Genomic DNA, 20882 nt, shown 5'->3' with positions numbered 1-20882 from the left:
TGCAAGCGGGGAGCAGGCGCACTGCAGGTGGACGGCCGCACAGTGGCATCACCGCCAGCCGAGCCCATCAGCGAGGTAGAGATGAAGCAGCGCCACCGGACGACCCGGATCACGGTTCTCGCCCCAGCGATCGCCCTCGGCGTCGGCGCTCTGGTCGCAGGCCCTGCGCAGGCGGCCGCACCGATCACCAACTGCAGGATGAGCACCAACTCTCTGCAGGACCTGCGGGCGTTGTACCTGGACCAGGTAGAGAGCGAACTCCACGCGCAGATCAACCGGTTCCGCGCCGCGAACGGAGTGCCGAAGCTGATCTCCGCGACGAGCCTGCAACGCGCCGCGGCCTGGGCGAGCCATGACAGCGCGGCGCGCGGGCATTCACCCAAGGATCACGTCGACACGCTGGGCCGCGACATCCCCACGCGGCTGACGCAGTGCGGGGTCACAGGCCTCAACCGGGTCAGTGAGATCAACTACTACGGGTGGGGCGGCTCGAGCCGGCCCGCCGACGCGATGCACTGGTGGACGGTGGAGTCGCCCAAGCTCGGCCTCCGTCACCGCGACATCCTGCTCGACCCCGGCCTGAAGTCGTTCGGTGTCGGCCGGGCGGTCAACGGCGACAAGACCCACTGGACGGTCACCTTCGGCGACAAGGTCATCGGCAAGAGGCTCGGCAAGAGGCCCAGCTGACCCCTGCGGACCTGACGAGAAGGCTCTCCCACCGCTCCTCAACCCGCCCACGGCTCGTCATCGGCGTGCCGCCCCACCCACGAGCGGTCGTGTGTGGTCGGCTCCGCCCATCCGTAACGCCGCGCCACCCGAGCGACGGCGCCGGCATGGGACAAGCGCCGCACCTGTTGAGCCTCCGGCCACGGGCCTCGCCATGCTCCGACGGTGACGGGGAAGGACCTTGCGGCAGAAGCCTGACAGATCCATGCCGTCTAGGAGCGACAGCGCCGGGTATCCAAGAATCACCATCGCCAGACCAAGGACCTGATGGCGGAGCTGCCATGAGCGACACCCTCATGCGCGCCGCGCTCGACGAGCTTGGCGCTGCGCTTGCGAAGGTGGACGACAGGCTGATCGACGCGGCCTGCCGGATGATCGCTGACGCGAGAAGGATCGGGGTCTACGGCTGCGGCAGGGAGGCGCTGCAGATCAAAGGGTTCGCGATGCGCCTGTTCCACCTCGGCCTGCCGGTGGGGGTGGTCGGCGACGTGACCATGCCGGCGCTGGGACACGGTGATGTGCTCCTCGTCACCTCCGGTCCAGGCGAGACATCCACGGTGCTGGCGCTGATGCGGACGGCGAGAGCGGCGGGCACGACGAACCTTCTGCTCACGGCTGAGCCTGAGAGCGGCGCGGCAATGCTGGCCGACTTCGTGCTCGTGATCCCGGCACAGACCATGGCCGGCGATCAGGGCGAAGGGCAGGTCCTGCCGATGGGTTCGGTCTACGAGGGCGCGCTGTTCGTGCTGTTCGAGGTGATGGTGCTGAAGCTCAGGACGCTGACCGGCGCGACGGGCGAGGCGATGCGCGCCAGACACACCAACATGGAGTGAGCAGGCCGTCCATGCATGACGGCTACGGCGTCGTCCGCGCCAGGGGACAGGCGAGCGAGCACACGGCTCAGCGTGAGCCGGAAAGCTTATGATTCATCAAGCCGCGGCGGTCGCGGGGCGAACACGGACCAGCTTGACGTTCATGGAGGAGATCATCGACCGATGGGACGGCGAGATGGTCGAGCGGCGCTCCGACCTGGGCCGGTCCGGTGAGAGCCTGGCCGAGGTGGCGCGCGCCGCGTTCGCCGGCCGCGCGGCCAGGGGCATGATCCGGATCGTCGACGGCCGGTACCGCACCGAGCGCGCCGTCGTCGTCGCCTGTACCCCGCGGATGGATCCAGGGGTCGCCACGCTTCAGGAGTATCGATGAACGAGTCGCGGATCACCGGCTATCTGGACAGGCTCGGCGTCGCTCGGCCCGCGGTGCCGGACGCGCAGAGCCTACGGGCCCTGCAACTCGCGCATCTGAAGGCCGTGCCGTTCGAGAATCTGAGCATCCATCTCGGCGAGCCGATCTCGCTCGAGTCCGAGGCGCTCTTCGACAAGATCGTCGAGCGCCGCCGCGGTGGCTTCTGCTACGAGTTGAACGGGTTGTTCGCCGAGTTGCTGACCGCCCTCGGCTACCGGGTGACGCTGCTGGCCGCACGGGTCTTCAAGGGCAGCCGACCGGGCCCGCTGTTCGACCACCTGGCGCTGCGCGTCGAGCTCGACGAGCCGTGGCTGGTCGACGTCGGCTTCGGGGATTTCGCCGACGCTCCGCTGCGCCTCGACGAGCGCGCGGAGCAGAAGGACGACGCTGGTGTGTCTCAGATCGGGCCCGCCCCCAGTGGCCACGGCGACCTCGACGTCGTGCACAACGGCGACCCGGCTTACCGATTGACCGCCCGGCCGTACGAGCTGGAGGACTTCGTCCCGATGTGTTGGTGGCAGGCGACCTCTCCGGAGTCGCACTTCACCAGATCGCCGGTCTGCTCGATGCGCACCGACGAGGGCCGGATCACGATCAGCGGCAGCAAGCTGATCCACACCGCCTCGGGTGAGCGCACCGAACGCGTCCTGCGGGAAGGCGACCTCCTTCCCGCCTACGCCGACCACTTCGCGATCTCGCTCGACCGCCTTCCCTCCATCGGAAGATAGACGTCGTTGGTTCAGGTCCTGGCCGGAGCTCGTTTGCGGGCACGGCCCAGCAACGTGTCGAGCGCCCACACCCCTGGGCCCAGCACCGCGATCAGCAGGAACGACCAGGAGTAGACGGCGGCCAGCTCCCCCTCGTTCTGCAGCGGCCACAGGGCTCGCGGCTGATGGACGACGAAGTACGCGTAGGCCATCTCACCCGAGCAGATCAACGCCGCGATTCGAGTGGCGAGGCCGAGAAGGACGAGGCCTCCTCCGACAAACTCGATGATGCCCGCGTACCACTGTGGCCAGACGCCGACGGGGACCGCCTCGCCGCCGAGCACGCCGAACAGCTTGGCTGCGCCGTGGCAGGCGAAGAGCAGTCCGACGACGATGCGGAATATCGACAGGACGTACGGCTTGGCCTTCTCCAGAAAGTTCATGATGGCTCCTCTTCAGGTGGCCCTGCCCGTTCGGCGAGAAGCGCTCTGGCAGTCCAAAGGACATTTGCCGGGTATTTGACCGACCCGCGAAAACAAGGCGGGGCACTCTTCGACTCGACCGCGTGCGACATGGCGGGAGCACCTCTTCGAACTCGACCGCGCGCGACATGGCGGGGCGCCTCTTCGAACTCGAACGCGCGGGCAACGCGGCGACCACGCGGGCGGACGACGTCGAGCCGCGGTTCTCACGCGCCTCGGCTCCCTGGGGCCGACGGCGCCACCGTGTCGGGACAACCGGCCCGGCGAAGGAACGGGTTCCAGCCGCCGCGGGAGCAGGCCGGCGAGACGGGGCCTGTGGTCAACGTGGACCTTCAGGCCGGGCGGCGCGCCCTCGCTTGCGCAGGCGGTTCACCACGCGGCGGATTTCATCGGCTGCGTGATGCGGCGCGGGCCGTCATCCCCTGGGAGGGGACCCGATCAAGGACGGGAGCGTGTCGGCGAAACCGGTCACGGCGGCGATGAACTCGCGAGGTTCGTCGTCGTGGATGACATGCCTGGCGTCGATCCGGCGGTAAACGGTCTGAGGGACGAGCTCACGTACCCTGCGGGCGTCATCATCATCCATGGCGCCGACGAGTCCGTACCTGTCGTACCGGTTCCAGTTGGCGTGCAACAGCAGGACGGGGACGGTCGTCGCCCGTAGGGCTGCCTCGTGAGAGAAGTCGCCGTAGAAACGGCCGTCGACGAACGCCCTGGCGAAGTCGGGGTCGAACATCGACGCCGCCCGGATCGGCTCGCTCAGCGACCGTGGCAGCCACCGAACGCCGAGACCGGCCGGGCGGCCGGGGTGCTGCCGTCGGTGACGGGTCACCAGGCGGTCGAGGAAGTCGATGAAGCGATCCGGCATCCGGACGGTCCTGGTCTCGGAGACGGGGATCTCCTGGCGAAGGATGTCGGCCACACGCTGATGATCGAGGTCACCGAGCACCTGTACGGCGTGAGCGAGGCTGCTGTGGACCCAGCGGTCCCGGTCACGGAAGCGCGGCAGCTCGGCCGAGAAGATCGGCGGGTCCTCCAGAACGATCGCTGCGACCTGTTCCGGGACACGGGCGGCACACCACAGGGCCAGGATGCCGCCGGAGGAGTTCCCGCTGACGATCGCGGGTCTCCCGACGACCTGCCGCAGGAAGTGCGCCACGTCCGTGCCCGCGGAGTCCCATGAGTAGTCCCCTGGCGTCCAGGAGGAGTTCCCGTGCCCGCGGACATCGACGGCGTACACCGTGAACCGCCGCGCGAGCTTCGGCATGACCAGGCGGTAACTGCTCCACAAGCTCATCTGGCCGGGGACGAGGAGGAGGGGCACACCCACTTCGGGGCCGCGGACGTAGCTGATGAGCACGCCGTCGAACTCGGCGAACTCCTGGCGGAAGCCGGCTCCGACCAGCTCGGACGGCAACGGTTCTCGCTGCCCCTCGAAGGGGTTGAGGTAACCGGTCACCGGTCCTTCTCCCGGCCGGGATCGGCGGACGCCTCCTCCTGCACGGCGAGGACACCTGTCGCGAAGTTCCGGAACCTCTCGTTGTCGACCAGCGCGATGCCCTGCTCGCGGTCCACGAGCACGAGCAGGGTGTCGCCCGGTTGGAGGCCGAGCAGGTCGCGCGCATCCTTCGGGATGACGATCTGCCCCTTCTCGCCGATCTTCACGGTGCCCACGATGTAACGGCCGTCCGGCCCCTCGATCATCTTCCCCGCCATGCGCCCACCCCTCCCAGTATCCTGGGTACGACTTTACCTACTTTTCCTACTTTTCGCACCCGACCTCAGCGGCCCTCGTTCGAGAGAGCTCACGACCAGAGATCTCAGCTGGGGAAGGCCGGCACAAGTCGTCGAAGAGGTCGGCGTCGGTGTGATCAGCGATCGTCCCGGGCACCGCGCGGCGGTGCCCGGCCACCCGGAATGTAACGTTCGGTTGGGGATGGGTAGCTTTACCCCGTGGGATCCGCAACCCTCGTCCCCCAGACGCGCACGATGGAGCTTTCCGCCGACGACGCGTGGACGACCCTCAAGCAGTACGGCATGCGCCGCCTCGCCCATGACTCGTTCGTGCGTTTCCGCTACGGCGACGGCATGAGCCATTCGCGTGCCCTGGCCTTCCAGCTGTGTCTGTCGATCATCCCCGGCACGATCGCGCTGGTCGGCCTCGCCTCCGTGGCCCATCAGGAGCACCTCGGCCAGGTGCTGCAGCAGGCGCTGAGCAACCTGGCCCCTGGCGAGGGCGGGGCCGCGGTGCTCGAGATCCTCAACCAGGGCGCGCGCACCCGCGACGCGGTGGCGCTCTGGCTCGGCCTCGGCACCGCGCTGGCCTCGCTGACCAGCACGATGGCCCAGGTCGAGCGGGGCGCCAACCGCATCTACGGAATGGAGCGCGACCGGCCCTTCCACCGCAAGTACGGCAGGGCGATCATCCTGGCGCTGACCGCCGGAGCCCTCATGGTGGCCGGGTTCGTCGTCATGGTCGGCGGCGCGGCCATCGGCGACGCGCTGGCGAGCGTGTACCAGTGGGGTCCTGGCCTGCGCGGCGCCTTCGACCTGACGCGCTGGCCTGTCGGCTTCCTGCTGGCCCTCGCCTCGACCTCGGTGCTCTTCCGCGCCGCGCCCAGGCGCAGGCAGCCCGGCCACACCTGGCTGGCGTTCGGTGCGCTGGTGACGCTGGCGTTGTGGATGACCTTCACGATGGGCCTGGCCCTCTACACCGGCACGAGCGGCACCTTCGGCAGCACGTACGGCCCGCTGACCGCGGTCATGGCGCTGCTGCTGTGGGCGTTCCTCAGCTCGATCGCCCTGTTCCTCGGCTTGGCCTTCGCCGCCCAGTTGGAGAGCTGTCGGGCCGGTTGCGTGGAACCCGCCCTGCCCGACAAGGGCCCGACTGCCCAAGAGGAGCGCGAACCGCTGGTCGGCGCGGTCGGCTCCGCCGCCATCGCCGCCGGCCGCCGCCTCATCCGGCTGACCCATCGCGGCGGTCCACCACTATCGCGCGACGGTGATCCCGGCCGTCCGGAGGCCTGAGCGTTCGGCTGCCCCAGCCCTGGCGCGCCGCGTCGTGGAGGAGTCGGTCGACCCCTCCACGCGTACTGCCGCGACCGGAGGGTGGGTGCCCGCCGAGCGGCAAAGGTGCCGTCTCAGCCAGCTGACTGCGTAGACCAATCCGAACTGTGTAGGACTGTCAGGATGTTGTCTGTCTTTGGGGCGGCAATAACGTGCTGAATCTAGCTCGCGCGGCGCAGGCTCGAGTCGTCGACAGTCTCTGGGCTGTCCATAAGTGACTCGAGGCGACAACTGGGTTCTTGGGCGATGGGTTTGCTCTGTATGCGAACCCGGGTTTTGCCGCAAATGTCGCAACGCTGTGTGACCACCAGGCCGATCGCCTCGAACGTCGTCCATGCATGTCTGAAGTGAAGACCTGCCAAAGCCCCTCATTTCGGTCGGGGCCAAAAGGTATCAAACGGCGGAAGGTGCACACCGGAGGTGGGCGACACAGAGCCTCCGGAATAATCCGTTGCCCGTCGGTGCTCGTATCCGGCACTATGACGCTCATGTTCCGCCACGCTCACCTGACGACGCCCGCAGCCGCGGGCGCGTTCGAGCGTGCCTTCGACGGCCTGGAGCGCTGACCTCTTCCCGTAAGTCCTGATGTGACCCGGCGGGGGGAGGTTGACCGACCCGCACACGGGTCACACCACATCTCAGGCGTCAAGGGAAGGAACCATGGCCAAGCAGGCCTATGTGCGCAACAAGCCGCACCTCAACATCGGCACGATGGGTCACGTCGACCACGGCAAGACCACGCTGACCGCCGCGATCACCAAGGTGCTCGCCGCGCGGGGCGGGGCGACGTACACGCCGTTCGAGAGGATCGACCGCACGCCCGAGGAGGCGCAGCGGGGCATCACGATCAACATCTCGCACGTCGAGTACGAGACGGACACCCGTCACTACGCGCACGTCGACATGCCCGGTCACGCCGACTACGTGAAGAACATGATCACGGGGGCGGCGCAGCTCGACGGGGCGATCCTGGTCGTCTCCGCGCAGGACGGCATCATGCCGCAGACCCGTGAGCACGTGCTGCTCGCCAAGCGGGTCGGGGTCGAGCACCTGGTCGTCGCGCTGAACAAGGCCGACGGCGCCGACCCCGAGCTGGCCGACCTGGTCGAGCTGGAGCTGGGCGAGCTGCTGGCCGAGCACGGCTACCACGACGTGCCCATGGTCCGGGTCTCCGGGCTGCGCGCGCTCGAGGGTGACCCCGAGTGGACGGCCTCCATCGAGGCGCTGCTGCGGGCCGTCGACGAGCACATTCCGATGCCGGTCCGCTACGTCGACGCCCCGTTCCTGCTCCCGGTGGAGAACGTGCTCACCGTCACAGGGCGCGGCACGGTCGTCACCGGAGCGATCGAGCGCGGCGTCGTCAAGCTGGGCGACACCGTCGAGGTGGTCGGGTTCGGCGAGACGTTCACCGCGGTGGTGACCGGGGTGGAGACGTTCGGCCGAACCATGGAGAGGGGCGAGGCCGGGGACAACGCCGCGGTGCTCCTGCGCGGGGTACGGCGCGAGCAGGTACGCCGCGGGATGGTCCTGGCCACGCCCGGCTCGCAGACCGCCCACCGGCGGCTCACGGCCAGGATCTACCTGCTCACGGAGGCCGAGGGCGGGCGGCGCAAGCCGATCGCCGACGGCTACCGGCCACAGTTCTACCTCCGCACGACCGACGTGCCAGGCCAGATCGTCATCGACGCGCCGGCCGAGCCGGGAGACACGGTCGAGGCGGTGGTGGAGTTGGGCAAGGCGGTGGCCCTGGAGCCCGGGCTGGGCTTCGCGATCCGCGAAGGCGGCTTGACGGTCGGCGCCGGCACGGTCCTGGCCGTCCAGGACTAGCCAGGCCCGATCCGGGCCGCGACGGCCGGACCCCTTCGGGGGTCCGGCTGTTTCGCCTGGCGAAGGTGATCCCGACCGCGGGGCGGCCCACCAGCGGACGGCCGGATGGAGGCGGTGCCGGCCGCGCCGCGACCAGAAGACCGTGATCGTTGTCGGGCGGAGGCCGGAGCCGGGCCCTGGTGACCATTCCGGAGGCCTCGCTCCTCCTCGTCGGCGCGCACAACGAAGCGGTCCGGCTTTTGTGCGGACGGCCGAAGATGACCCATGATCACTGGCCTACCGTTCGACCATGTCCCGCCTCTCGCTGACCGACCTGTACCGCATCGCCGTACCGGGAGATCCACAGCTGCGTCCCGACGGCGCGGCCGTCGCCTACACGGTGACCACCGCGGACAAGGACTCCGACGAGAACCGGTCGGAGATCTGGCTGGCCGCGCCCGGCGCCGAGCCCCGCCGTCTCACCAGCGGCCCCCACGACCTGGCGCCCCGCTGGTCGCCCGACGGCCGCACGCTCGCGTTCCTGCGCCCCGTGGACGGCAGGCCGCAGCTGCACCTGCTGCCCATGGACGGCGGCGAGCCGCGAGCGCTCACCGGCGCCGCGGCGGGCCCCGCGGTCTGGTCGCTGGACGGCAGCCGCCTGGCCTTCACCGCCCCCCACGGCGAGCCCGAGGCGAACGCGCCGGTCGTCGCCGACACCCTGGAGTACAAGGCCGACGGACCAGGGCTGCTGCGCGGCGTGCGCTCCCACGTGTTCGTCGTCGAGGTCGCCACGGGGGAGCGCGTCCAGCTCACCGACGGCGACTTCCACGCGGGCCCGCCGTCCTGGTCGCCCGACGGGCAGCAGCTGGCCTTCGTCACCAGTATGGAGGAGGACAGGGACCTCACCCCCGCGGGCGCGGTCTACGTCGTCGGGCTGGAGGGGGCCGCACCCAAGCGGCTGACCGAGCAGGACGTCATCTGCGCGGGTGTCTGGTGGCTCGGCGAGCGCCTCGTGGTCGCGGGCTTCAAGGGCGACCCCACCGGCCACACCAGGCTGTTCACCCTCGAGGCCGGCGGTCTGGCCGAGGTCGAGACGGGCCTGGACCGCAACGTCATGCTCGGCCACTCCGGCTATCCCGGCGCCCCGCCCGTCCTGCTCGGCGAGGAGCTGCTGTTCTGCGCCCGCGACGGCGGCCTCACCCACCTGTACGGCGCGCCGGGCCGGACGAAGGTCGGCGGCGAGCACAGCGTCAGCGGCGTCAGCGTCGCCGGCGCTCGCCTCGCCTACGTGGCCGCCACCCCGTCCAGCCCTGGCGACATCTACCTCGACGGCGAGCGGCTGACCGACCACACGCTGCCGGACCTCGAGCTCTTCCCGCTGGAGCGGCGCCTGTTCACCGCCCCCGACGGGACCCCCGTCGAGGGCTTCCTGCTGCGCGACCCCGAGCGGACGGGAGCGGGCCCGCTCCTGCTCGACGTGCACGGCGGCCCGCACAACGCGTGGGGGCCGGTCTTCGACGGCGTCCACCTCTACCACCAGGTGCTCGCCGCCCGTGGCTGGAGCGTGCTCACCCTCAACCCGCGCGGCAGCGACGGCTACGGCGAGGCCTTTTACACCGCCGCGGTCGGCGCATGGGGCCTGTCCGACGCGGAGGACTTCCTCTCCCCGATCGACGCGCTCGTGGCCGAGGGCGTCGCCGACCCCGACCGTCTCGCCGTCACCGGCTACAGCTACGGCGGCTACATGGCCTGCTGGCTGTCGGCCACCGACGGCAGGTTCAAGGCGGCCGTTCCCGGCGGCTGCGTCAGCGACCTGACCAGCATGTCGGGCACCTCGGACGCGGGCTACTTCCTGAAGATGTTCGAATGCTGCGGCGACCTCGCCGCGCAGTCGCCGCTCACCCACGTCGCCGCCGTGACCGCCCCCACCCTCCTCCTGCACGGCGAGCGCGACGACCGCTGCCCCGTCGGGCAGGCCGAGCAGTGGTTCTCCGCACTCCGCGAGCGCGGCGTGCCCGCCCGCCTGGTCAGGTACCCGGGCGCGAGCCACCTGTTCATCATCCAAGGCCGTCCGTCCCACCGTCTCGACTACAACGAAAGGATCGTCGCGTGGCTGGAGCAATGGGTGATCGGCTCGGAGAGCTGATCAGCGAATACGACGTCCCTGGCGCCGCACTGGCATACCTCCACAAGGGCGAGCTGCACGAGGGCGCCGCCGGCGTGCTCAACACGCGCACCGGCGCGAAGGCGAGCCCCGACTCTCTGTTCCAGATCGGCTCGGTCACCAAGGTCTGGACCGCCACCCAGATCCTGCTGCTGGCCGAGCAGGGCCTGCTCACCCTCGACACGCCCGTCGCCGAGCTCCTGCCCGAGTTCAGGGTCGCCGACCCGGAGGTCACCAGGACGGTCACCGTCCGGCACCTGCTGACCCACACCTCGGGCATCGACGGCGACCTGTTCCTCGACACCGGGCGTGGCGACGACTGCGTCGAGCGTTACGTCGAGGCCTGCGCCGATCTGGCGCAGAACCACCCGCTGGGCGTCACGCAGTCCTACTGCAACTCCGGCTTCATCATCGCGGGACGTCTGGTCGAACGGCTGACGGGCCAGGTGTGGGACCAGGCGCTGCGCGAGCAGATCATCGAACCGCTCGGCCTCACCCATACCTGGACCCTGCCAGAGGACGTGCTGCGCTTCGGCGCGGCCGTCGGCCACGTCGACGGCGAGCCGGCACCCACCTGGGGCCTGATGCGCTCCTGCGGCCCGGCCGGCCTGATCAACGCCCGCCCCGCCGACGTGGTCGCCTTCGCCCGCGCCCACCTCGAGGGCGGCCTGCTCAAGGACCCGAGGGCCATGTGGGAGCCGCAGGTCGAGCTCCCCAACCCGCACACCCTCGGCAGGCACTGGGGCCTCGGCTGGATTCTCGACGAGTGGGACGGTCACCGCGTCGTCTCCCACGGCGGCAACACCATCGGCCAGTCCGCGATGCTGTGGATGCTGCCCGACACCGGCACGATCGCGTGCGCCGTGGTCAACGGCGGCCACAGCGCCGCCTTCATGCATGCCCTGTCCACCGAGCTGTTCCGCGACCTCGACGGCGTGGCCGTGCCGCCTGTGCTGGGACCGCCCGAGCAGCCCGTGGAGGTGGACGAGAGCCGCTTCGCCGGCGTGTACGAGCGGGTCGGCGCGCGAATCACGGTCGCCGAGCGCGACGGCGGCCTCTCGCTGAGCATGGAGTCGACCGGCGCTCTGAAGGTCCTTGACGAGCCGGTCACCTTCGACCTGACCGCCGTGGACGAGGTCACCTTCGTCGGCCGCATGCCGGGAGACCCGCAATGGCTGTCGGCGGTCTTCTACGAGCTGGCCGACGGCTCACCATACGTCCACCTGGGCGCCCGGGCCACCCCCAAGATCTCCTGAGGAGCGCGACATGGACCTGCAGAAGCGTCTCGACGAGGCCGCCCGCCGCCACGACGTGCCGGGAGCCGCCATCGCGGTCTGGACCGGCACGGAGCTCGTCGAGGCCGCCACCGGCGTGCTCAACAGGAACACGGGCGTGGAGACCACCACCGACAGCCTGTTCCAGGTCGGCTCAACGACCAAGATCTGGACCTCCGCCCTGGTGATGCGCCTGGTCGAGGAGGGGCTGGTCGACCTCGACACGCCGGTGCGCACGTACCTGCCCGAGTTCGCCGTGGCCGACCCCGAGGTGAGCGAGACGGTGACGGTCAGGCACCTGCTCACCCACACCAGCGGCATCGCCGGCGACCTGTTCGAGGACACCGGCCGCGGCGACGACAGCCTCGACCGCTACATCGCGTTCCTGCACGACGCGGGCCAGGCGCACGCTCCAGGGGAGCTGTTCTCCTACTGCAACTCCGGCTTCGTCGTGCTCGGCGCCCTGGCGGCCAGGTTCGGCGGCGGCACCTGGGAGGAGACGATGCGCGAGCGGCTGCTGGACCCGCTCGGCGTCACGCACGTGGGCCTGCTGCCGGAGGAGGCGATCCTGTTCCGCGCCTCGGCGGGGCACGTCGGGCCTGACAACGCGGTGAACCCCCACTGGCAGATGCCGCGCTCCAACGCTCCCGCGGGATCGACGATGTGTCTGGCCCCGCGCGAGCTGGTCCGCTTCGGCCGGATGTTCCTCAACGGCGGCGAGGGCGTGCTCAAGGCCGAGACCATCGCCGCGATGACCACCCCTCAGGTGGACGTGCCCGGCGTCGGCGGTCTGATGGCCGACCGGTGGGGGCTCGGCTTCGAGCTGTTCGACTGGGGCGCGCCCGTCATCGGCCACGACGGCGGCACGATCGGGCAGAGCACGTTCTGGCGCATCATCCCGGGCAGCGACGTCACGCTCGCGATGAGCGGCAACGGCGGCGGCTTTCTCGGGCTGGTCGACGAGCTGGCCCTGCCGGTCATCCGCGAGCTGACCGGGCTGCCGGTGCCCGCCCTGCCCACCCCGCCCGAGCAGCGGCGGGAGGTCGACGCGGCGCCGTACATCGGCACCTACAGCGCCCCCTCCGCCGTGCTGGAGGTGACGGCCGCCGACGGCGGCCTCGACGTCACCACCATCCCCGGCGAGTTCATGGCCAAGGCCGGCGTCCAGCGGAGGACCGAGAGGTACGTGCACCTGTCGGGCCAGACCTTCATCACGGTGGAGGCTGAGTCGGGGGGTCACCTCCCGATCACCTTCGTGCTCGAGGGCGGCAGGGCCGCCTACCTGCACAACGGCAGGGCGGTGCCACGTGCGTGAGCTGTTCGAGGCCGCGGGCGTGGAGGGCTTCCTGCACGCCCGCGAGGTCGACGGAGTGAAGGAGGTGTGCCACGGGGCCGACGATCCCGTGGTGCTCGCCTCCGTCTTCAAGATCCCGATCGTCCTGGAGTACGCCCGCCAGGCCGCCGACGGCCTGCTCTGCAGGACCGAGCGGCTGCCGCTGACCATGGAGCACCGCGACGGCGGCATCGGCACCTCCGGCTGCGCCGACGAGATCGAGTTGTCGCTGCGCGACCTGGCGCACTTCATGATGTCGATGAGCGACAACGCCGCCACCGACGCGCTGCTGGAGAGGGTGGGGGTGGAGCGGGTCAACGCCACCCTCGCCGAGCTCGGGCTGAAGAACACGCGCCTGGTCGGCGACTGCCGCGTGCTGCTCGGCTCCGTGCTCACCGAGCTGGGCGCGGGCACGTGGGAGGAACTGGAGAACGCCGATCCCGACGCGTTGCGCACGCTGTCGGTGCTCGACCCCGTCAGGACCTCGGCCTCCACCCCGCGTGAGACCACCACGCTGCTGACGAAGATCTGGCGCGACGAGGCGGGACCCGCCGAGGCGTGCGCCGAGGTCAGGCAGATCATGGGCAGGCAGATCTGGCCGCACAGGCTGTCGTCGGGCTTCGGCGACGAGGTGCGGGTGTCGGGAAAGACCGGCACGATCTTCGGCATCCGTAACGAGGCGGGCGTCGTGGAGTACCCCGACGGCGGCCGCTACGCCGTCGCGGTCTACCTCAGGCCGCGCTCGCTCGGCTACCGCCTGCCCGCCGCGGACGCCGTGATCGGCGCGGCGGCCCGCAGGGCGGTCGACGAGCTGCGCGGCTGATGTCGGGTTTCGTCCATTATCGTGAGGAGATGACGACCCGGCCGAGGGCCAGTCTGCGTCGCATCCTCGACGACCTGGGCAGCACCGTGCTCGATGTGGCCGCCTCCCCCGGCGGTCTCGACACCGAGGTCACGGGCGTGCACATCTACGACCCCCTCGACGAGCTGATGCTGCCTTCGGGTGGCATCCTGCTCGGCGTGGGGGTCGAGGGCGCCGAGCACATCTGCGACCTGCTCGAGGCCGCGAAGGCGGGCTCGGGCATCGTGGTCAAGCAGCCCGTGGCGGTGGACGAGCGGGTGCGCGCCAAGGTGCTGGAGACGGGGGTCGCCCTCCTCGGCCTCACCCGCGCCGCCTCCTGGTCGCAGGTGGCGGCGCTGCTGCGCTCGCTGCTGGCCGAGGGCGACCTCACCGAGGCGGGGCAGAGCCCGCCCGACGACCTGTTCTCCCTGGCGAACGCGCTGTGCGCGCTGCTGGACGCGCCCATCACCATTGAAGACCGCTCCTCGCGGGTGCTGGCCTTCTCCGGCCGCCAGGACGAGGCCGACCCCGGCAGGATCGCGACCGTGCTGGGCAGGCAGGTGCCGGAGAGCTACCAGCGGATGCTCGACGAGCAGGGCTGGTTCCGCAAGATCTACCAGAACCCCGGCCCCGTCTACATCCCCCTGACCGAGAGTCTGCCCCGCGTGGCCATCGCGGTCAGGTCGGGCGACGAGATCCTCGGCTCCATCTGGGCGGCGGTGCGCGAGCCGCTCAGCAAGCAGCGCGAGTGGGCGCTGATCGACGCCGCCAAGATCGTCGCGCTGCACCTGCTGCGCCAGCGCGTGGGCGCCGACACCCGCAGACGGCTCCAGGCCGACCTGCTGTCCACCGTCCTGGAGGGCGGCAAGGACGCGGCCGAGGCCGCGGGCAGGCTCGGCGTCGCCAGCGAGCGGCTGTGCGTCCTGGCCGCCCAGCTGGCCGACGACCAGATCGACGCGGCCCAGTCCGAGTCGAGCAGGCAGCGCTTCTGCGACGCCCTGGCCCTGCACGTCGGCGCCATCCACCCGAAGGCGGCGGCGGCGCTCGTCGGCTCGGTCGCCTACGCCGTCCTGCCGATGCACGCCAGCGGAGAGGAGGAGGCTCGCGCGGTGCGGGTGGCGCAGAGCTTCCTGTCCAGGGTCGGCCCCCGCCACAACGCCAACATCGGTGTGGGCAGGCTGGCGGCCGACCTGGGCGAGGTCGCCAGGTCGAGGGCCGACGCCGACAGGTCGCTGCGCGTGCTGCGCTCCAGGGGGGTCTCGGGGCAGGTGGCCGGGTACAGTGACGTCCACTTCGAGGCGCTGCTGCTGCGTCTCGGTGACCTCGCGGCCGCGGAGGAGCAGACACCGACGGGCCCCTTCCAGCGCCTGCTGCGCTACGACGCCGAGCACGGCACCGAACTGGCCGCGACGCTGCGCGCCTACCTCGACAGCTTCGGCGACGTCAACGCCGCGGCGGCCGCCGTCCACGTGCACTCCAACACCTTCAGGTACCGCCTGCGCAGGCTGACCGAGATCAGCGGCCTCGACCTGGCCGATCCCGAGGCCAGGCTGGCGGCCATGCTCATGATGCGGATCTTCGGACAGCGGCACTAGCCCGGCGGTTCCTTTCGTCGCGGCGCACGAAGAATCGCGCAGGGGCAAAGGGGAGGGTGGGGCCACCCCACAGCCCCGGAGTCCGAATGAACACATCGAAGTCGGTGGCCGTCCTCGTCACGACGGCCGCGCTCACCGCCTCCTGCGGCGGCCAGGCCACTCCCGGCGGCGGCGTCGTAGCCGGCGCCACCTACACCAGCACCGTCACCGCGGACCCAGGGGTGCTCGACCCCGCCACCGCCGTCCTGTCGGTGACGAACACCGTGCTGAGCTACGCCTACGACAGCCTCGTCGCGGCCAGGCCGGACGGCGGCCTGGCGGCCTCGCTGGCCGAGAAATGGGACGTCAAACCAGACTCTGTGACCTTCACCCTCCGCAAGAACGTCACGTGCGCCGACGGCTCGCCCGTCACCCCCTCGACCGTGGCGGCCAACTTCAACCACATCTCCGACCCCGCCAGCAAGTCGCCGCTCAGGGGCGTGCTGATTCCCGCCGACCTCACCGCCAAGGCCGACGACGCCGCCGGCACGGTCACGCTGGCCACCCCCAAGCCGTTCTCCTTCATCCTGGAGAGCGCCAGAGACGTCTACATCGTCTGCGGCAAGGGACTCAAGGACCGCTCGGTGCTGGCCAGGCAGACCTCGGGCTCGGGCCTGTTCCAGCTCACCGAGGCCGTCTCGGGCGACCACTACACCTTCGCCCTGCGCCAGGACTACGCCTGGGGGCCGCAGGGCGTCACGGGCAAGACGCCGGGGCTGCCTGCCAAGGTGGTGCTCAAGGTCGTCCCGAACGAGCAGACGGCGGTCAACCTGCTGGCCTCGGGAGGGGTGAACGCCACCATCGTGACGGGCTCGGACCGGCAGCGCGTGGAGGCCGACCCCTCGATCACCAAGCTGGTCGTCGCCATGGGCAACGGCCAGTTCTTCTACCACCAGGGCGACGACAGGCCCGCCAAGGACCCCGCCGTCCGCAAGGCGCTCACCCAGGCCCTCAACCTCCAGCAGTTGGCGGGCATCGCGAGCGGCGGCACAGGACGCAAGGCCACGAGCCTGGTCATGGAGCCGCGGCCGTGCAAGGGCGACAGCGTGACCGGCCACGTCCCGGCCCACGACCCCCAGGCGGCCTCCGCCGCCCTGGAGGCCGCCGGCTGGAAGCCGGGCCCCGACGGGATCAGGCAGAAGGACGGCAAGCGCCTCACCCTGCGCTACCTGTTCGTCACGACCAAGGGGCCGACCTTCATGGCCGCGGCCGAGTACCTGGCCGCCGAGTGGAAGAAGGCGGGCGTTGAGGTGAAGCTCAACGGCGTCATCGACACCAAGCTGGCCGAGTCGCTCAACGCCACCCAGGACTGGGACGTGGTCTGGCTGCCGATCGGCGTGCTGCTGCCGTCCCAGCTCGTCGGCTTCCTGAGCGGCCCCGCCGCGCCTGACGGCGCCAACTTCGCGCACCTGGACAACCCCCGCTACAACGAGCTGGTCGCCAAGGCGGGCAGCAAGCCGGCGCCGGCCAGCTGCGCCGACTGGGAGGCGGCGGAGTCGGCCCTGTTCGAGGCGGCCGACCTGGTGCCGGTGGTGGAGAACACCGCGGTCGTCGCGGTGAAGGGCGCCACCGTCCAGACCGTCTCCTACCTCGTCATCCCGAGCTCGATCCGTATGACGAAGGCGAGCTGACCTTGTTCGTGCTGCGCCGCCTGCTCAGGTTCGCGGCGGGGCTGGCCGCCCTGATGGCCGCGACGTTCGCGATGATCCACCTCATCCCGGGCGACCCGGTCAGGGCGGCCCTCGGCCCCCAGGCCCCTCCGGACCTGATCGCCGCCCGCAGGGCCGCCCTGGGCCTGGACGACTCGCTGGTCCGGCAGTTCCTCGACTACGTCGGGGGCGTGCTCGCCGGCGACTTCGGCACCTCCTTCCTCAGCGGGGAGCCGGTCGGCCAGATCGTGATGGACCGGCTGCCCAACACGCTGTCGCTGGCCGTCCTCGCGACCCTGGTGTCGCTGCTGGTGGGGGTGCCGCTCGGGCTGTGGGCCGCGATCCGCACGGAGAACGGCCGCAACAGGGGCACCGAGGTGGGCTTCACCACCGGCACGGGCGCCGCGGTCGCGGTCCCCGAGTTCCTCTACTCGATCGCGCTGGTCGTCGTCTTCGCCGTCGTGCTCGGCTGGCTGCCCCCCGCGGGCAAGGCTGGAGCGCTGTCGTACCTGCTGCCCGTGGCCGCGCTGTCCATCGGGCCCGCCGCGCTCATCGCCCGCCTCGTCAGGGCCGAGACGGCCCGCGAGCTGGGCAAGGACTACGTCCGCCTGGCCAGGGCCAAGCGGCTGCCCGCCGCGCGGGTCCACCTCGGGCACGTGCTGCCCAACGCGCTCACCGCCACGCTGACCACGGGAGGGCTGCTGCTCGGCGGCCTCATCGCGGGCAGCGTGCTGGTCGAGTCCGTCTTCGCGTGGCCGGGACTCGGCATGCGGATGACCGAGGCGATCACGCAGAAGGACTTCCCCGTCGCGCAGGGCGTGATCCTCGTCTACGGGGCGATCGTGCTCGTCGTGAACACCGCCGTGGACCTGGCGCTGGCCGTGCTCGATCCCAAGTCGACCATCAAGGAGAGCTGATGCGGACCCCCTCAGGTCTGGCAGGGGCGGCCATCGTCGCGCTCATGCTCGTGCTGGCCGTCGTAGGGCCCCCGATCTGGGGCGACAGGGCCGAGCTGATCGACCCCGTCGCCGCGTTGCAGGGCGTCTCGGCCGCGCACCCGCTGGGCACCGACAACCTCGGCCGCGACATCCTGGCCAGGGTGCTCGTGGCGGCCAGGCTCTCCCTGCTGCTGGCCGCGCTGGCCACCGCCATCGGCGCGGCGATCGGTGTGGTGCTCGGCACCCTCCCCTCCGTCCTGCCGCGCAGGCTCGGACGGCTCGTGAGCTCCACGGTCAGCGCGCTGGTGGCCTTTCCAGGGCTGCTGCTGGCCATGTTCACCGCCGTCGTCGCGGGGCTCGGCGCGCGGGGCGCGGTGCTCGGCATCGGCGTGGCGCTCGCCCCCGCCTTCGCCAGGCTCACCCAGACGCTGGCCGCCTCCATCGCGGGCTCCGACTTCGTGGCCGCCGCCCGCATGCTGGGCGTCTCGAAGGCGACGATCGTGCGCAGGCACGTGCTGCCGAACATCGCCGAACCCCTCATCCTCAACCTGACCGTCATGATCGGGGCCAGCCTGGTCGGCCTGGCGGGCATGTCCTTCCTCGGCCTCGGCGTGCAGGCGCCGGGCTACGACTGGGGACGGCTGCTGTTCGACGGGTTCGCGCGCATCTACGTCAATCCGATGGTCGCGCTCGGGCCGGCGTTCATGGTGGTGCTGGCGGGGCTCGGCTTCAACCTCATGGGCGAGGCGCTGGCCAAGAGCGCCACTCGCTCCACCGTCCCGAAGGGCGCCGCGCCCGCCGCGCCGGCGCCGGAGGCAGGGGAGGCCGACCCCGAGGCCGTGCTGGAGGTCAGGAACCTCACCGTCACCTTCCCCGGCGGCGTCACGCCGGTGCGCGAGGTGTCGCTCACCGTGGGGCCTGGCGAGATCGTCGGCCTGGTCGGCGAGTCGGGCAGCGGCAAGAGCCTGACGGCCTACGCCGTCGGCGGCCTCGTGCCCTATCCCGGCGTGGTCGGCGGCGGCCCCGTCCTGCTCGACGGGCAGGACGTCCACGCGCTGCCGGCCACCGAGCGCAGGAAACTGCTCGGCACCTCGCTGGCCATGGTCTTCCAGGACCCGATGGCCTCGCTCAACCCCGCACTCAAGGTCGGCGGCCAGCTCGCCGAGGTGGCCACCGTCCACCAGGGGGCGACCAGAGCCGAGGCCTGGCAAAGGGCCGTCGACAGGCTCGGCCACGTGCGCATCTCCGAACCGGCCCGCAGGGCGAGGCAGCACCCGCACCAGCTGTCAGGCGGGATGCGGCAGCGCGCGGTCATCGCGATGGGACTCATGGGCGTGCCCAGGCTCATCATCGCCGACGAGCCGACCACCGGCCTCGACGTCACCGTCCAGCGGGAGATCCTTCGCCTGCTGCGCGAGGTCACCGAGGAGAGCGCGGCGGCGACGCTGTTCATCTCGCACGACATGGCCGTGGTCGGGTCGCTGTGCGACAGGGTGGTGGTCATGTACGCGGGCCGCGTGGTGGAGGAGCTGCCCGCCGACAGGCTCGTCTCGGGCGCCGCCCACCCCTACACCCGCGCGCTGGTCGCCTCGGTGCCCGACATGTCGGCCGACAGGTCGCTCCCGCTGGCCAGCATCCCCGGCCGTCAGCCCGGCCCGGCCGAGGTGGGGGAGGGGTGCGCGTTCGCCGAGCGCTGCGCCCTGTCCACCGACCGCTGTACGGCCACGCGCCCGCCACTGGAAGAGCACGGCAAGGCGCACCGTGTCGCCTGCTGGGAGGCATCATGATCATCAAAGGGCTGACCGTCAGGTTCGGCGCGTTCACCGCCGTGGACGACGTCACGCTGGAGGTCCCCGAGGGCCGCATCGTCGGCCTGGTCGGCGAGTCGGGGTCGGGCAAGTCCACCCTGGCGCGAGCGGTGAGCGGGCTGGTGCCGTACACGGGGGAGATCGTCGACGGCGACGGCGTGCAGATGGTCTTCCAGGACCCCTACGCCTCGCTGAACCCCAGGATGACCGTCGGCGCCTCGGTGGCCGAAGGGCTGCGCCGTCCCACGCCCGCGGACGTCGAGCGGCTGCTCGGCCTCGTGTCGCTGCCCCCGCAGCTGGCCTCCCGCTATCCGCGCGAGCTGTCGGGCGGCATGCGGCAGCGCGTGGCGATCGCCAGGGCGCTGGGCGCCTCGCCGAGACTGCTGGTGGCCGACGAGATCACCTCGGCCCTCGACGTGTCCGTGCAGGGCGCGGTGCTCAACCTCGTGCGCGGCCTCAGGGCCGAGCTGGGGCTGTCGATGCTGTTCATCTCGCACAACCTGGCCGTGGTGCGCTACGTCGCCGACGAGATCGCGGTGATGCGGGAGGGCAGGGTGGTCGAGCACGGCCCCACCCGGCAGGTGGTGGAGACGCCCGCGCACCCCTACACCCGCGACCTGCTGGCGGCCGTGCCGCGCCTGCCCGCTCCCTGAGCAGGCCGCCCGAGCGCCGTCACCTCGCGTGGTGCCGCGGCGACAGCCACCGCATCCACGACGGACGGGCCGCGACGGCGGGGCCCGTCATCGGCTCGGAGGCGGGCGGGGTGGGCACGATGACCAGCGTGCAGCGCGCGTGGCGGATGCAGTAGCGGCGGGTGGAGGGCAGCAGCAGCCTGTCCAGCCCACCCCTACGCCCCCTGCCCACCACCAGCAGGTCGCCTGGCCTGGCCAGCTCCACCAGCAGCGGCCCCGGCTCGCCGAGCCTGGCGAGCGAGGCCGTGGTGAGGTCGGAGGGTGTCCCGCCCGCCATGTCCTCGAACAGGTCGTGGATGAGCTCGACGCTCCTGGCCTCCTCGAACTGCCTGATCGCGTGCGTGTACGGCAGCGCCTCGGGAAAGGGGTGCACGGGGGCCCGGCTGACATGGACGGCGACCAGCGCCATGCCCCACAGCCGGGCCGCGCCGACCGCCCAGGCCAGCGCCCAGCGGGAGGCGGGAGAGTCGTCCACCCCGACGATCACACGCGGTTCCACGGGTAGCATCGCGTCCTCCTC

The 20882-nt window shown here is 71.0% G+C and carries 19 protein-coding genes; 15 read left to right on the top strand and 4 right to left on the bottom strand.

The window, feature by feature from the left end:
- The first annotated feature begins 81 nt into the window (after window positions 1-81).
- The 4 genes from FHR33_RS05085 (at window position 82) to FHR33_RS05070 (ending at window position 2696) form a co-directional block, all read left to right on the top strand.
- Window positions 82-687 (top strand): CAP domain-containing protein, encoded by a 606-nt coding sequence (locus FHR33_RS05085; RefSeq protein ID WP_183644199.1) that lies wholly within the window; start codon window positions 82-84, stop codon window positions 685-687.
- 320 nt (window positions 688-1007) lie between these two features.
- The gene (locus FHR33_RS05080) at window positions 1008-1559 is read left to right on the top strand and encodes an SIS domain-containing protein (RefSeq protein ID WP_183644197.1); all 552 of its coding nucleotides are present in this window, start codon (window positions 1008-1010) and stop codon (window positions 1557-1559) included.
- Between the two features lie 142 nt (window positions 1560-1701).
- The gene (locus FHR33_RS05075) at window positions 1702-1929 is read left to right on the top strand and encodes a hypothetical protein (RefSeq protein ID WP_183644194.1); all 228 of its coding nucleotides are present in this window, start codon (window positions 1702-1704) and stop codon (window positions 1927-1929) included.
- The gene (locus FHR33_RS05070) at window positions 1926-2696 is read left to right on the top strand and encodes an arylamine N-acetyltransferase family protein (RefSeq protein ID WP_183644191.1); all 771 of its coding nucleotides are present in this window, start codon (window positions 1926-1928) and stop codon (window positions 2694-2696) included. Before FHR33_RS05075 ends, FHR33_RS05070 begins: the two co-directional genes overlap by 4 nt.
- Window positions 2697-2707: 11 nt before the next feature.
- Here the strand turns inward: FHR33_RS05070 and FHR33_RS05065 are convergent, their stop codons facing one another.
- From FHR33_RS05065 to FHR33_RS05055, 3 genes are all read right to left on the bottom strand, one after another.
- Window positions 2708-3118, bottom strand: a complete 411-nt coding sequence (locus FHR33_RS05065; RefSeq protein WP_183644188.1) for a DoxX family protein — start codon at window positions 3116-3118, stop codon at window positions 2708-2710.
- Between the two features lie 454 nt (window positions 3119-3572).
- Window positions 3573-4616: an alpha/beta fold hydrolase gene (locus FHR33_RS05060; RefSeq protein WP_183644186.1), complete on the bottom strand. Its 1044-nt coding sequence runs from the start codon at window positions 4614-4616 to the stop codon at window positions 3573-3575.
- Window positions 4613-4873: an AbrB/MazE/SpoVT family DNA-binding domain-containing protein gene (locus tag FHR33_RS05055; protein ID WP_246451664.1), complete on the bottom strand. Its 261-nt coding sequence runs from the start codon at window positions 4871-4873 to the stop codon at window positions 4613-4615. The genes FHR33_RS05060 and FHR33_RS05055 overlap by 4 nt, the downstream gene beginning before the upstream one ends.
- Before the next feature lie 237 nt (window positions 4874-5110).
- On the opposite strand from FHR33_RS05055, the gene FHR33_RS05050 reads away from it, so the two are divergent.
- The 11 genes from FHR33_RS05050 (at window position 5111) to FHR33_RS05005 (ending at window position 20323) form a co-directional block, all read left to right on the top strand.
- Window positions 5111-6184, top strand: coding sequence for a YihY/virulence factor BrkB family protein (locus tag FHR33_RS05050; RefSeq protein WP_183644183.1), 1074 nt, complete (start codon window positions 5111-5113; stop codon window positions 6182-6184).
- 699 nt (window positions 6185-6883) lie between these two features.
- The gene (gene tuf, locus FHR33_RS05045) at window positions 6884-8050 is read left to right on the top strand and encodes an elongation factor Tu (RefSeq protein ID WP_183644180.1); all 1167 of its coding nucleotides are present in this window, start codon (window positions 6884-6886) and stop codon (window positions 8048-8050) included.
- Between the two features lie 289 nt (window positions 8051-8339).
- Entirely contained in the window at window positions 8340-10175 is a 1836-nt protein-coding gene (locus FHR33_RS48960; RefSeq protein WP_221240941.1) for a S9 family peptidase, read from the top strand.
- On the top strand, window positions 10139-11449 hold the full coding sequence (locus FHR33_RS48955) for a serine hydrolase domain-containing protein (protein WP_312895369.1): 1311 nt from the start codon (window positions 10139-10141) through the stop codon (window positions 11447-11449). The genes FHR33_RS48960 and FHR33_RS48955 overlap by 37 nt, the downstream gene beginning before the upstream one ends.
- 10 nt (window positions 11450-11459) lie before the next feature.
- A complete protein-coding gene (locus tag FHR33_RS05035) occupies window positions 11460-12782 on the top strand; it encodes a serine hydrolase domain-containing protein (RefSeq protein WP_183644177.1) in 1323 nt (440 codons plus the stop codon).
- Complete coding sequence (locus FHR33_RS05030; RefSeq protein ID WP_183644174.1) at window positions 12775-13623, top strand: serine hydrolase; 849 nt, start codon at window positions 12775-12777, stop codon at window positions 13621-13623. The genes FHR33_RS05035 and FHR33_RS05030 overlap by 8 nt, the downstream gene beginning before the upstream one ends.
- A gap of 29 nt (window positions 13624-13652) precedes the next feature.
- Window positions 13653-15236 carry a PucR family transcriptional regulator gene (locus FHR33_RS05025; RefSeq protein ID WP_183644171.1) on the top strand — a complete coding sequence of 528 codons (1584 nt, stop codon included), beginning with the start codon at window positions 13653-13655 and terminating at the stop codon, window positions 15234-15236.
- Window positions 15237-15322: 86 nt separating this feature from the next.
- Window positions 15323-16906: an ABC transporter substrate-binding protein gene (locus tag FHR33_RS05020; protein WP_183644168.1), complete on the top strand. Its 1584-nt coding sequence runs from the start codon at window positions 15323-15325 to the stop codon at window positions 16904-16906.
- Between the two features lie 8 nt (window positions 16907-16914).
- The gene (locus tag FHR33_RS05015; RefSeq protein ID WP_312895995.1) at window positions 16915-17841 is read left to right on the top strand and encodes an ABC transporter permease; all 927 of its coding nucleotides are present in this window, start codon (window positions 16915-16917) and stop codon (window positions 17839-17841) included.
- Entirely contained in the window at window positions 17841-19649 is a 1809-nt protein-coding gene (locus tag FHR33_RS05010) for a dipeptide/oligopeptide/nickel ABC transporter permease/ATP-binding protein (RefSeq protein ID WP_183644165.1), read from the top strand. The genes FHR33_RS05015 and FHR33_RS05010 overlap by 1 nt, the downstream gene beginning before the upstream one ends.
- Complete coding sequence (locus FHR33_RS05005; protein WP_183644161.1) at window positions 19646-20323, top strand: ABC transporter ATP-binding protein; 678 nt, start codon at window positions 19646-19648, stop codon at window positions 20321-20323. Before FHR33_RS05010 ends, FHR33_RS05005 begins: the two co-directional genes overlap by 4 nt.
- Window positions 20324-20342: 19 nt before the next feature.
- On the opposite strand, the gene FHR33_RS05000 is transcribed toward FHR33_RS05005, so the two are convergent.
- Complete coding sequence (locus FHR33_RS05000; RefSeq protein ID WP_183644158.1) at window positions 20343-20870, bottom strand: universal stress protein; 528 nt, start codon at window positions 20868-20870, stop codon at window positions 20343-20345.
- Between the last annotated feature and the right edge of the window lie 12 nt (window positions 20871-20882).

Source organism: Nonomuraea dietziae (genome assembly GCF_014195505.1).
Classification (GTDB): domain Bacteria; phylum Actinomycetota; class Actinomycetes; order Streptosporangiales; family Streptosporangiaceae; genus Nonomuraea; species Nonomuraea roseola.
Note: the sequence above shows the minus strand (reverse complement) of the source record. Positions and strands in the feature narration are given on the sequence as shown.

What these genes read in the sequence shown, in the direction of transcription:
- FHR33_RS05080 (WP_183644197.1), top strand. Translation starts at nt 1,008, where the DNA reads ATGAGCGACACCCTCATGCGCGCCGCGCTCGACGAGCTTGGCGCTGCG.
- FHR33_RS05085 (WP_183644199.1), top strand. Translation starts at nt 82, where the DNA reads ATGAAGCAGCGCCACCGGACGACCCGGATCACGGTTCTCGCCCCAGCG.
- FHR33_RS05010 (WP_183644165.1), top strand. Translation starts at nt 17,841, where the DNA reads ATGCGGACCCCCTCAGGTCTGGCAGGGGCGGCCATCGTCGCGCTCATG.
- FHR33_RS05075 (WP_183644194.1), top strand. Translation starts at nt 1,702, where the DNA reads ATGGAGGAGATCATCGACCGATGGGACGGCGAGATGGTCGAGCGGCGC.
- FHR33_RS05065 (WP_183644188.1), bottom strand. Translation starts at nt 3,118, where the DNA reads ATGAACTTTCTGGAGAAGGCCAAGCCGTACGTCCTGTCGATATTCCGC.
- FHR33_RS05005 (WP_183644161.1), top strand. Translation starts at nt 19,646, where the DNA reads ATGATCATCAAAGGGCTGACCGTCAGGTTCGGCGCGTTCACCGCCGTG.
- FHR33_RS05055 (WP_246451664.1), bottom strand. Translation starts at nt 4,873, where the DNA reads ATGGCGGGGAAGATGATCGAGGGGCCGGACGGCCGTTACATCGTGGGC.
- tuf (WP_183644180.1), top strand. Translation starts at nt 6,884, where the DNA reads ATGGCCAAGCAGGCCTATGTGCGCAACAAGCCGCACCTCAACATCGGC.
- FHR33_RS05025 (WP_183644171.1), top strand. Translation starts at nt 13,653, where the DNA reads ATGACGACCCGGCCGAGGGCCAGTCTGCGTCGCATCCTCGACGACCTG.
- FHR33_RS05020 (WP_183644168.1), top strand. Translation starts at nt 15,323, where the DNA reads ATGAACACATCGAAGTCGGTGGCCGTCCTCGTCACGACGGCCGCGCTC.
- FHR33_RS48960 (WP_221240941.1), top strand. Translation starts at nt 8,340, where the DNA reads ATGTCCCGCCTCTCGCTGACCGACCTGTACCGCATCGCCGTACCGGGA.
- FHR33_RS05070 (WP_183644191.1), top strand. Translation starts at nt 1,926, where the DNA reads ATGAACGAGTCGCGGATCACCGGCTATCTGGACAGGCTCGGCGTCGCT.
- FHR33_RS05000 (WP_183644158.1), bottom strand. Translation starts at nt 20,870, where the DNA reads ATGCTACCCGTGGAACCGCGTGTGATCGTCGGGGTGGACGACTCTCCC.
- FHR33_RS05035 (WP_183644177.1), top strand. Translation starts at nt 11,460, where the DNA reads ATGGACCTGCAGAAGCGTCTCGACGAGGCCGCCCGCCGCCACGACGTG.